At 35.8% G+C, this 11,989-nt stretch carries 10 protein-coding genes; all 10 read left to right on the forward strand.

The genetic code is table 11. The annotated features are described in order from the left end of the window. Nucleotides 1-44: 44 nt before the first annotated feature. The 10 genes from HMPREF1630_RS04220 to HMPREF1630_RS04265 all read left to right on the forward strand — a co-directional run bounded on the left by HMPREF1630_RS04220 (nt 45) and on the right by HMPREF1630_RS04265 (nt 11,450). Entirely contained in the window at nt 45-923 is an 879-nt protein-coding gene (locus HMPREF1630_RS04220; protein ID WP_037327379.1) for a MetQ/NlpA family ABC transporter substrate-binding protein, read from the forward strand. A 443-nt stretch (nt 924-1,366) separates the two neighbouring features. Next, nucleotides 1,367-2,251 (forward strand): MetQ/NlpA family ABC transporter substrate-binding protein, encoded by an 885-nt coding sequence (locus HMPREF1630_RS04225; protein ID WP_037327382.1) that lies wholly within the window; start codon nt 1,367-1,369, stop codon nt 2,249-2,251. A gap of 99 nt (nt 2,252-2,350) precedes the next feature. Beyond that, nucleotides 2,351-2,833 carry a glutathione peroxidase gene (locus HMPREF1630_RS04230; protein WP_004826741.1) on the forward strand — a complete coding sequence of 161 codons (483 nt, stop codon included), beginning with the start codon at nt 2,351-2,353 and terminating at the stop codon, nt 2,831-2,833. Further along, the gene (locus HMPREF1630_RS04235; RefSeq protein ID WP_037327387.1) at nt 2,826-3,317 is read left to right on the forward strand and encodes a hypothetical protein; all 492 of its coding nucleotides are present in this window, start codon (nt 2,826-2,828) and stop codon (nt 3,315-3,317) included. Before HMPREF1630_RS04230 ends, HMPREF1630_RS04235 begins: the two co-directional genes overlap by 8 nt. A gap of 242 nt (nt 3,318-3,559) precedes the next feature. Then, nucleotides 3,560-6,679 (forward strand): isoleucine--tRNA ligase, encoded by a 3,120-nt coding sequence (gene ileS, locus HMPREF1630_RS04240; protein WP_037327389.1) that lies wholly within the window; start codon nt 3,560-3,562, stop codon nt 6,677-6,679. A gap of 105 nt (nt 6,680-6,784) precedes the next feature. Continuing rightward, nucleotides 6,785-7,234: an 8-oxo-dGTP diphosphatase gene (locus tag HMPREF1630_RS04245; protein WP_037327390.1), complete on the forward strand. Its 450-nt coding sequence runs from the start codon at nt 6,785-6,787 to the stop codon at nt 7,232-7,234. A 175-nt stretch (nt 7,235-7,409) separates the two neighbouring features. After that, the gene (locus tag HMPREF1630_RS04250) at nt 7,410-8,444 is read left to right on the forward strand and encodes a lipid II:glycine glycyltransferase FemX (RefSeq protein ID WP_037327393.1); all 1,035 of its coding nucleotides are present in this window, start codon (nt 7,410-7,412) and stop codon (nt 8,442-8,444) included. Nucleotides 8,445-8,565: 121 nt separating this feature from the next. Beyond that, a complete protein-coding gene (locus HMPREF1630_RS04255) occupies nt 8,566-9,834 on the forward strand; it encodes a hypothetical protein (RefSeq protein WP_037327395.1) in 1,269 nt (422 codons plus the stop codon). A 75-nt stretch (nt 9,835-9,909) separates the two neighbouring features. After that, nucleotides 9,910-11,151, forward strand: coding sequence for a peptidase T (gene pepT, locus HMPREF1630_RS04260; protein ID WP_081931868.1), 1,242 nt, complete (start codon nt 9,910-9,912; stop codon nt 11,149-11,151). Nucleotides 11,152-11,165: 14 nt separating this feature from the next. Then, complete coding sequence (locus HMPREF1630_RS04265) at nt 11,166-11,450, forward strand: GIY-YIG nuclease family protein (RefSeq protein ID WP_004826730.1); 285 nt, start codon at nt 11,166-11,168, stop codon at nt 11,448-11,450. Nucleotides 11,451-11,989: the final 539 nt, after the last annotated feature.

Here is an 11,989-nt window from a genome sequence, read left to right on the forward strand (position 1 = left end):
CATATAAATTTGTTGGAATGTTGCTAAATAAAAAGGAGAAGAAAATGAAATTAACTAGCAAAATAGCCCTAGCACTAGGCTTGATAGTGACTTTAACAGCTTGTGGAAGCGGAGCGGAAAAGAAGGAAGAAGCTCCAAAAGAAGAAGCCAAGACAGAAAGCAAGGACGCAGGAGAAACAGCAAAATCAACTGACCCAGTCCATATAAAAATAGGTGTTGTTGGTGAATACAACGAAGTATTAGAAGAAGTTATCAAAAGATATGAAAAGGGAACAGGCAATACTGTTGAATTAGTAAAATTCTCAGACTATGCTCAACCAAATGAAGCCCTCCTTGCTGGAGATATAGACTTAAATGCCTACCAACACTATAAATTCCTAAAAGAATTTAATGAAGATAAGGGAAGCGACCTTGTATCTATAGGAGATACCATGCTTGCACCAATAACCCTATATTCTCATAAGGTTAAAAAACTTGAAGACATAAAAGAAGGGGCAAAAATAGCTATACCAAACGACCCATCAAACGGATCTAGAGCCCTATTCCTACTTCAAGATGCAGGCCTAATTAAAGTTGAAGGCGAACCTGGAGATACAATTGGAGTAGATAAGATAAAAGAAAATCCTAAAAAGCTTGATATTGTAGAAATGGACGCATCTCAAACAGCAAGAAGTCTAGATGACGTAGACTGCGCAGTAGTAAACGACACCTTCGCCCTAGACGCAGGCCTAGACAAAAACGAAGGAATCTACGTAGAAAATCCAAAGAGTGACTCAGTAAAACAATACATCAACCTAATAGCAGCAAGAAAAGAAGACGAAAACAACGCAGCCTACAAGGAATTTGTAAAATACTACCAAACAGAAGAAACAAAAAAAGACTTTGAAAGAATAACCAAGGGAGCATGGATACCTGCTTGGTAAGTCGGCATACCGACTTGCAAATTAGCGAAGCGATTTGCAATTTATTGCCTCACTTGTTTTGAAAAAACAAGTGAGGTTTTATATGAGCGTTAAATCCCCTCGTATGGGGATTTATAAGCGGTGTAAGGAAAATCCAAATACCCAAACTTTGAAAAACAATTTAGGGTAAAAAAGTGGGTCGCAAAGTAGCGCAGCGCTTTGCGATTTATTCCCAGACTTGTTTAGAAAAAATAAGGCTGGCTTTATATGAACGAGAAATCCCCTTGTATGGGGATTTCGCAGTGGTGTTATAGAAAAGAAAAGAACAAAACTTTGATATTTTATAATAAACAAGATACCGACTTGCAAAGTAGCGAAGCGCTTTGCGATTCATTGCCCCTTGTTTTTAAAAAAGTTAGAATAAGAAAAGAATAAGTTAAAAAAGAAAAGAATAAGGAAAAAATATGAAAAAAATTAGCAAAATTTTAATAGCAATACTTGCTTTAGCAAGTTTTACAGCTTGTGGAGCAAAAAACCAAGAAGCAAAGGCTGAAAAGGCCTCAGAACAAACCAAGACAGAAGCAGCTAGTGAAGATAAGTTTAAGGATAAGGATGTAATAAAGCTTGGACTTATTGGTGAAAACAATGAAGATTGGGATGATGTTGCCAAAAGATTTGAAAAGGCAACTGGTAAAAAATTAGAAATAGTTAAATTTTCTGAGTACAGAGAACCTAACGAGGCCCTAATTGCTGGAGATATTGACATAAATGCCTTCCAACACAAAAAATTCCTAGAAGATTTCAACCAAGCATCTGGTTCTGATATAGTTTCTATAGGCGATACAGCTATAGCTCCACTTGGTATCTATTCATCTAAAATAAAAGATATAAAAGATCTCAAAGACGGAGCTAAGGTTACCATACCAGATGACCCATCAAACGGAGCTAGGGCCCTATTCCTCCTCCAATCTGCTGGCCTAATTAAAGTTAACGGCAAGGAGGGAGATGCCATAACTCCTGCAGATATAAAAGAAAATCCAAAAAAACTCGAAATTATAGAATTATCAGCAGCCCAAACAGCAAGGAGCTTGGATGATTCTGATATAGCAGTTATAAACTCAGGAATGGCAGTAGATGCTGGCTTTATCCCAACTAGAGATGCTATTTTCCTTGAAGATTATAAGGATCCAGCTAAGGCAATTTATGTAAATGTAGTAGCTTGCCTAAAGGAAAATGCCAACAGCGCTACCTTAAAAGACTTGGTAGAAAATTATTACCAAACAGCAGAAACTGCAAAAATAATTGAAGAAACAACAAAAGGTTCATCAGTACCAGTCTTTGATTATTAAACATGACCCAGGCTTTAACCTGGGTTTTTTATTATAAAATATATAAACTGAATTTCATCTAAAAAGCTGTATAATGCTTATATAAGGTGAGGAGTTATTATGACAACAATTTATGATTTTACAGTTAAAAATGATAAGGGCGAAGACGTTAGCCTAGACAAATATGCGGGCAAGGTCTTATTAATAGTAAATACTGCGACCAAATGTGGTTTTACCAAGCAATATGATGGTTTAGAAGAACTTTATAAAAAATACAAGGATAGGGGTTTTGAAATCCTAGATTTTCCTTGCAACCAATTTGCAGGCCAAGCACCTGGCACAATCGAAGAAATTAACAATTTCTGTGAATTAAACTTCGGAACAAGCTTTGATCGTTTTGATAAAATAGAAGTAAATGGAGAAAATGAAGCTCCACTTTACACTTATCTAAAAGATCAAATTTCTGGTAAAATATCTAAAAAAATTAGGTGGAATTTCACAAAATTTTTGATAGGCAAGGATGGAGTGCCTGTCAAAAGATACGATTCAATGAAAAAACCAGCCAATATTGCGAAAGATATAGAGGGACTTTTAGATGCTTAAGGATAAGTTTGTAGATTTAGCCTACGACTCATTGAGATATTACCTTGAAACAGGCAAATACCTTGATGAGTACGACGAGGAATTTAAGGATAACCACAACGGAGTTTTGATACAAATTAGCAAGGGTGATAGGCACGAAAGGTCAGGTTCAATTTACCCAACCAGGGCCAATATCGCCCTAGATATTATACACGAAGTGGTAAATTTAGGGGTCTTTGACAATGCTTTTGCCCTTAAATTATCTGACCTTGATGATGTTTATATCCAGGTTTTAGAAATAAATAAGGTAGAGCAAATCGAAAATATCGAAGATTTTGGAGTTTATTCTGGACTCCTTCTTTCCTATGCCAATAATCCTGTGATTGTTTTTAGGGAAGAGTACGAAACAGACTACCAGATGTTTGAAGATGCCAAGGATTTGGCAAATGTAGATGACTTTAATATCTATACACTAGAAAAATTTAAGATTATAAGACATATTTGACAAAAATCGGGTAAAACAGTACATTAGAGTAAGAATAATGACTATATAAAGAAGAGTAATTTATAAAAAACTTTCAGAGAGGCATGGTTGGTGAGAATGCTAGGTGGATATAAATGAAAATCATCTTTATTGTTTGCTGGGTGAATCAATTAGCCTAGCAGGAATGCCAAGCCTTAAGAGCAAACTAGGAAATAAGTGGACCGTCTGTATGGACGGTCCTTTTTTATTAGAAAGGAAAAAATATGTGCGACTTAAAATTTGAAGAAGTCAATTCCAAAGATGTTAAATCTAGGGAAGCGAAACTAAAAGATTATTGGAATGAAATTGACCTTTTAGGAGAAACCTTCAAGACACGTGAAAATGCGGATGAATACGTAATATACGATGGACCTCCAACAGCTAACGGCAAGCCAGGTATCCACCACGTTATAGCAAGGACCCTAAAAGATATGACCAGCCGTTATAAAAATATGAAAGGATACAAGGTTCTAAAAAAAGCTGGTTGGGACACCCACGGTCTGCCAGTTGAAATCGAAGTTGAAAAGCAATTAGGTTTTCACGATAAAAACGATATTGAACAATATGGTATAGAAAAATTCAACCACCTATGTAAGGAATCTGTTTGGAAATATTCTGATATGTGGAGAGACATGTCAGACAGGATGGCCTTCCTTTACGATATGGACCACCCATATGTAACTATGGATAATAATTACATAGAAACTGAGTGGTGGCTATTAGACCAAGCCTTCAAGAAGGGTTATATTTATGAGGGTGCTAAGGTAATGCCATACTGCCCAAGATGTGGTACAGGTCTTGCCAGCCACGAAGTTGCCCAGGGTTATGAATTTGAAAAGACACTCACCCTTACAGTTAGGTTTAAGAAAAAGGGAGCTAGCAATGAATATTTCCTAGCTTGGACAACTACACCATGGACTCTTCCATCAAACCTTGCCCTTGCTGTTAATCCTGACCTTGACTATGTAAAAGTCTTTGACAAGGAAGATGATTGTTATTACTACATGGCAAAATCTTTGATGGCAAAACTCATGGATAAGAGAGACTATGAAGTAGTAGAAGAAATGAAGGGAACAGACCTAGAGCTTTTGGAATATGAGCAATTGATGCCATATGTTAAGACTCAACCAGGCAAGGCCTTTAAGGTTATCCTTGCTGATTATGTATCAGCAGAAGACGGTACAGGTATAGTTCACATCGCACCAGCCTTTGGTGAGGATGACTACCAAGCCTGCAGAAAATACGATCTAGACTTTATCCAACCAGTTGACCTTGAAGGTAGGTTTACAGAAACTCCTTGGAAGGGTGAATTTGTTTTTGATACAAATGAAAAAATCTGGAGACATTTACAAGAAGAAGGAAAAGTTTTTGCCAAGGAAACAATGGAACACAACTATCCACACTGCTGGAGATGCCATACACCTTTGATTTATTATGCAAGACCATCTTGGTACATCGAAATGAGCAAGTTCTCAGGCAAGATGGTAGAAAATAACCAGACTGTAAACTGGTTCCCACAAACTATCGGTGATAAGAGATTTGGAAACTGGCTAGAAAATGTAAAAGACTGGGCAATTTCAAGGTCAAGATATTGGGGAACACCTCTAAATATCTGGAGATGCGAGTGTGGCCATACAGACACAGTTGCAAGTCGTGCTGAACTTAAAGAGCGTGCAATCGAAGATATTTCAGAAGATATTGAACTTCATAGACCATATGTAGACAATGTCCACATCAAGTGCGACAAGTGTGGTGGCACTATGACTAGGGTACCAGACGTATTAGACGTTTGGTTTGACTCTGGAGCTATGCCTTTTGCCCAACTACATTATCCATTTGAAAATAAAGAGCTTTTTGAAAAAGGATATTACCCAGCAGACTTTATCTGCGAAGGTATCGACCAAACTAGGGGTTGGTTCTATTCATTAATGGCAATTTCAACCATTACCATGGGTAGGGCACCTTACAAAAATGTCCTTGTAAATGACTTAGTAGTAGACAAAAATGGTCAAAAGATGTCAAAATCAAGAGGCAACACCCTTGATCCTTTTGCACTTTTTGATAAGTATGGGGCAGATGCAGTGAGATTTTATTCTCTCTATGTTTCTCCAGCTTGGATGCAAACTAAGTTTGACGAAAAAGGCCTTGTTGAAGTTAAAAACAACTTCTTTAGGACTTTTGAAAATGTCTATAACTTCTTTAGTCTCTATGCAGGCACAGATGGACTCACTTTAGCTGATATCAAATCATTTGAGGGAGTAAAAGTAGACGGAATTGACCGCTGGTTATATTCTAGATTAAATTCCCTAATCAAGTCTTATTATGAAGAAATGGAAAACTTTGAATATAATAAGGTAGTTCACGAAATTTCTGACTTTGTAGTTGAAGATCTTTCAAACTGGTATATCAGACGTAATAGAAAGAGATTTTGGTCTCAAGAATTAACAGATTCTAAGAAGAGCGTTTATAAGACAACCTATGAAGTTCTTCTTGCCCTATCTAAGTTAATTGCGCCAATTACACCATTCTTGGCAGAAGAAATCTACCAAAAATTAACTGGAGGAAAGACTGTTCACACAGAAATCTTACCACAAGTAGATGAAAGCCTAATAGATACCAAGTTAGAGGCTGATATGGACCTTGTAAGAAAGATTGTAAACCTTGGTCGTGCTTCTAGAGAAAAGGAATCAATCAAGGTACGTCAACCACTTTCAAAGATAATTGTAGATGGATCTTATAAGGAAAGACTTGAAAATCTTCTTGGTTTGATTAAGGAAGAATTAAATGTTAAGGAAGTTGATTTCGAAGATGATCTTTCAGCTTTCATGGATTATTTCCTAAAACCAGACTTCAGAGTTGTAGGTAGAATTTTCCAATCAAAGGTAAATGACTTTGCTAAATACCTTGCCAATACAGATGCTAAGTCCTTTATAGACCAGGTAAATGAGGGCCCTGTTAAGGTAGAAATCGGTGGGGAAGAATTTGAAGTTAGCAAAGATTACCTAGATATAAGAATAACAGCCAAGGAAGGTTTCGATGTAGAAATTGACGGCAATGTCTTTGTTATCCTTGATACAGAAATCACCGAAGACCTAAAAGACGAAGGTTATGCTAGAGAATTCATCTCAAAAATTCAAAACCTAAGAAAGGATTCTGGCTTTGAGGTAACTGATAGGATAAATATTTCCTATGACGCTGACGCAGACTTAGCTAAGTCCCTTGATAAGTTTGCAGAAGATATCAAAAAAGAAACTCTGGCAGATAAGTTAGAACAAACAAACTTAGATGTAAATCCAATCGAACTTAACGATAAGGAAATTAAAATTAGTCTAGAAAGACTTTAAATATAAAAAAAGCCTGTGACTTATTGACCCCAACTTCCATGTGTTGGGTGGGGTTATACTTGCAGGCATTTTTCTTTTGCTATATAATCTCACAAGGAGTGCGATATGAAAACAGTTTTAATGAATATGGTAAAAATTTATAATAAAAAGACCGGTCAAGTTTTAGTTCTTGATAAGGTAAAAAAATACGGTTGGGAAGGACTTACCTTTCCTGGTGGTAAGGTTGAATTTGGGGAATCTTTTGTAGACTCTGTTATAAGAGAGGCCAAGGAAGAAACCAACCTTGATATAAAAAATCCGAAGTTAGTCGGAATCATTACATGGATTTCTGATGAAGGAAAAGATGTGGGTCTTATCTATGAAACTACTGATTTTGATGGAGAATTGGTAGAGGAAAATAGGGAAGGCAAACTCTTCTGGATGGATTATGAAGAATTTAAAAATATACAACCCAAATCCATGTCCATGGATAAGATTCTCGGCATCTATGAAGGTGATTATAGGGAAGTCTTCTGGGATTTTAGGAATGGGAAGGAAGAAATATTTTATTTTTAACAATGACTTGGTTAAACCAGGTCTTTTTTCTATCAAAACTTACATAAATAAATGTAGATTTAATAAATTTCATGATATAATTAAATTAGAACTATTGTAAAGGTATGGGGCATGTGATAAAATAATGGTAAGTGTTAGACTATATACCAAACACTGAATTTAGAATGGAATACAAATGATATTAGATAAAGATAATAAAAATTTATTAAAAAAATATAATAACTTTATTAAAAATTCTCCATATGGTCATTTCCAACAGGATATTAGATGGGCAGAGCTTAAAAGTGGCTGGGAGAGTGTATATTTTTATATAGAAGAAGCAGGCGATATTAAAGCAGGCTTATCTGTTATATACATCAAGGATAAAAGTGTAGGTAAAAACTTTTTCTATGGGCCAAGGGGACCAGTTTGCGACCCTAAAAATGTTGAGGATTTCTGCAAACTCATAGAAGAAGCAAGCGACTTTGCTAGGTCTAATGACGGATTTTTACTAAGGATAGACCCTTACTTGCCACATGATGAGGGTCTAGAAAAATCTTTTGAAGAACATGGCCTTAATTTTAGACGAGATAAGACCAGGTCCAGCCAACCTTTGCTAAACATGGTATTAGATATAGATGGTAGGAGCGAAGAAGAGATTCTATCTAGCTTTAGTAAAAATACTAGAAAACATCTTAAAAAATCTTATAGGGATGGGATTTTTACAAAAACCCTAGCAGAAGATGGTATAGATATTCTCTATAAACAAATCGAAGATACAGCTGTAAGGGCAAAAATTGGCCATAGACCTTATGAATATTTTAAAACTCTATACGAGCTTTTCAAAGATGAAATTAGACTATCTGTCGGCTATTACCAAGAAGAACCAGTTTGTTCGTCCCTTCTTTTATGCTACGGCAATAGGGCCACATCGCTTTATGGCGGGTCTAATGATGATTACAAGAGTATGGGTCAAAATTACCAGCTTAACTTTGAGGAAATCAAATATTGTATCGACCATAATATCAGCTACTATGACATGGGTGGAATATTTGAAACTGACGGCAGCGATGGCTTATATAATTTCAAGAAAAAATTCACCGAAGATAATGTATTCGAAAGCATTGGAGAGTTAGATGTGGTTGTTGATCATGAAAAATATGAACTCTATATGGAAAATTTAAACCCACATTTTAAGAGAGAGGAAGAAGAGCTTAACAGAAATTCTTGATTATAAAAACAACAAGTAGGGAAGGCTCTGATTAAGTCTTTGGATGGTGTTCATTTTGGAAGTGGTAAGGAAAGTAGCGAGCAACAAAGTTATCAGCTATAGAATCTTTAAGGAGTGACTAATGAAAAAAATACTTATTTTAACTTTGCTAGCCCTAGGGCTTGTGGCTTGTGAGGGGAAAGATTTAGATGACCCAAGAGTGAAGGATGCTTTAAATCAAGCCAAGTTAGATGTGAACACAGAAGATGATCAAGCTTCAGATGAAGAAGATAAGCAAGATGATCAAAAAGAAAATGAAGACGAAAATGAAAATGAAGATGAAGATATAAATAGGACCTACCCAGAAGATGAGATAAAAAAAGACGTAATTTCTGTCGAATCTTCACCAAAAAAAGATGAAGAAGATTCAAAAGAAGATGGGAAAGAAGACTTAGAAAAATCCAAAAAGGAGAAGTCCAAAAAGAAAAAAGATAAGGCAAAGTCTGGCAAGGATGAAAAAGAGAAAAAGAAAGCCCTCACAGCAGATGATTATTTCTTCTCCTATTATTCTTTAGTAACTGTAAGAAATGGCAAAGTTATCAGCGCTTTGGATGACAAAGATGATGATAACAACGGCTATTATATTGACTACGTTCCATTTTCAAACAATATTTTTGTGGTAGGCTCAGCCATAGACAAGAAATTTTCTATAAAGAAAATTAACGGTCAAGACCTTACACTCATGTATGATTTTAAGGAAGGCGAGACCTTCTATCCATTAGCCATGATAGATGATAAAATCTACGGCAGATACCAGTATTACGAAAACTACGATATGAAGAAAAATAGTGATTTTGTATCAGAAAAATCTGGTATTGGGGTTGTTGACCTTAAAACTGGCAAGCTAGAAGTTTTCAAAGCGACCCATACAAAGTCAAACGAAAGTTTGCTTGGTCAGGGTATAAGTGATAAGGAAATTTTATTTACAAAAATGAAAGATGATCAAAAGATTAATCTCTATAAACTAGATTTAGAAAAAGGCTACGACCAGAAAGCAAAACTTGTAGAAGAAAATACTGAGGCAAGCTTCTTTTTATCATCTAAACACTTTGAAAAAGACAAAGCTATTTATGAAATATTCAAATCAAAGGGCAATGAAATCGAAATAAAGGGTGAAAAATATACAATTAATGATGACAAGAGGATGACCCTAATTGGACAAAATCTAATAATCCAAGAGCCAACAAAATTTGACGACACCAAATACCTCTTTAAAATGGATATAATAAACTATCTAACAGGAGATGTCGTAGAAAAAGATCTAGAATCCTATGGCTATAGGGTTTACAAGGGCAAACTTTATTATATAGACTACGACAAAAAAGTCCAAAGTTTGGATATTGGTCTATAAAATTACAGATAAAACGAAAAAAATCACAGCTATGCTGTGGTTTTTTATCTAAGAAATTTGATATAGGGGAAGATTATGAATGAGAAGGTAATTAAAGAAAAATTAGTAGAATATTTCCTAAGATATGTGGCTATTCCAAGTCAGTCCAATGATAGAAATTTGCAAGTGCCATCAAGTGAAGGACAATTAGCCTTGGGCAAGGTACTCGCATCTGATCTTAAAAAACTTGATTTAGACGATATTAGCATAAACCAATACGGGGTTGTCCAGGCGAGACTTCCTAAAAGAGGAGATAAAACAAAAAAACTTGGTTGGGTTGCCCATCTTGATACTGTGGATGTCGGTCTTTCAGATGAAATCCACCCACAAATTATTAAAGCTTATGATGGCAAGGATATAAACTTAAGGAGAGATGTGGTTTTTTCTACCAAGGATAATCCCGAAGTCCTTTCTTATATCGGCGATGACATAATTTTTACAGACGGGTCGTCAGTCCTAGGAGCTGATAACAAGGCGGCTATAGCAAATATCATGACAGCTCTTTGGTTTTTAAAAGAAAATCCAGATATAGACCACGCAGAAATATATATAGCCTTTGTACCAGATGAGGAAATTGGACTTAGGGGTTCAAGAAAGATCGATTTTGACAAGTTTAAGGTAGATTACGCCTACACTATAGATTGTTGCGAGCTTGGAGAACTAATTTATGAAACTTTTAACGCAGCAAGTGGGACTTTAAAAATAAAAGGCGTACCTGCCCACCCAATGTCAGCAAAGGGAAATTTAGTAAATCCAATCATGATAGCTCATGACTTTATAGCCATGCTTGATAGGGCAAAGATGCCAGAAAACACTGAAAATAGGGAAGGCTATGTGTGGGTTACTGATATAAATTCTGATGTTTTGAATCTAAGCCTAGAACTTAATATAAGAAATCACAGTAGGGCAAAATTTGAAGCAAGTAAGGATTATTTATATAAAATTACTAATCTCCTAAAGGAAAGGTATAAAAAAGCTGAAATTGAAATTGAGATAAAAGATGTTTACGCCAATATAGCCGACTCAATGGATGAAGGAAATAAAATTGCAGTAGAAAGGCTAAGGGAAATCTTCGATAGACTAGAAATAGAGCCAAAAATTATTCCTATGCGTGGGGGCACTGATGGGTCGTTCTTATCTACAGTAGGGATTTTTACTCCAAATTATTTCACAGGAGCCCATAACTTCCACTCAAATAAAGAATTTTTGCCAATATCAAGCCTCTATAAGTCCCTCCAAGTGACCCTAGAGCTGATGAAGGATAGGGATTATATATAGTAAAAGAGGATATTATGTATTACGTATATATCTTGCTTAATAAAAGCAATGACAGAACTTATGTAGGCCATACTGATGATCTAAAAAAGAGAATTTGGGAGCATAAGAACCATGTAAATCCATACAGTCATACAGCAAAATATAATATTACAAAGTTGGTTTACTATGAATGTGGGGAAGACTTCTATGAATCAAGGGCTAGGGAAAAACAGATAAAAAAATATAGTCGATTGAAAAAGTATGCGCTAATAGAAAAAGAAAATCCGTACTTTAGAGAATTGTACTATGATTTGTTTTAGTGCATAGGGCCAGATATAGGTGTTAACGATGTATTGACGGAACCATTCATGTTGAGAACTATGGAGATGTCTCGCGATGCTCGACATGGCAGGTGACACCCACCACGAGTGATCGAAGCAACGAGAGGTCTCCATAGTCATCTTTATTATGGGATTTTGTATTTGCATCGGGATATTGTTTTAGAAATGATTTTTATTAAGGTTATAACGATGTATAGACGGAACTCTTCATGTAGAGAACTATGGAGATCTCTCACTTTCGTTCGAGATGGTTGTTGTAGCTTTAGATTAATAAATGATAAAACAGAAAATCATAATTTAAACAGGTAAAGCTTCATCAATCAACGTACAAGTGAAATCACAACACCCACCACGAGTGATCGAAGCAACGAGAGGTCTCCATAGTCGCCTTTGTCGGGGGATTTTGTGTTTGCACCGGGATATTGTTTTAGAAATAATTTTGCTTAAGGTGTTAACGATGTATAGACGGAACTCTTCATGTTGAGAACTATGGAGATGTCTAGCGATGCTCGACATGG

The sequence above is a fragment of the Anaerococcus lactolyticus S7-1-13 genome, assembly GCF_000758765.1.
Lineage (GTDB): Bacteria > Bacillota > Clostridia > Tissierellales > Peptoniphilaceae > Anaerococcus > Anaerococcus lactolyticus.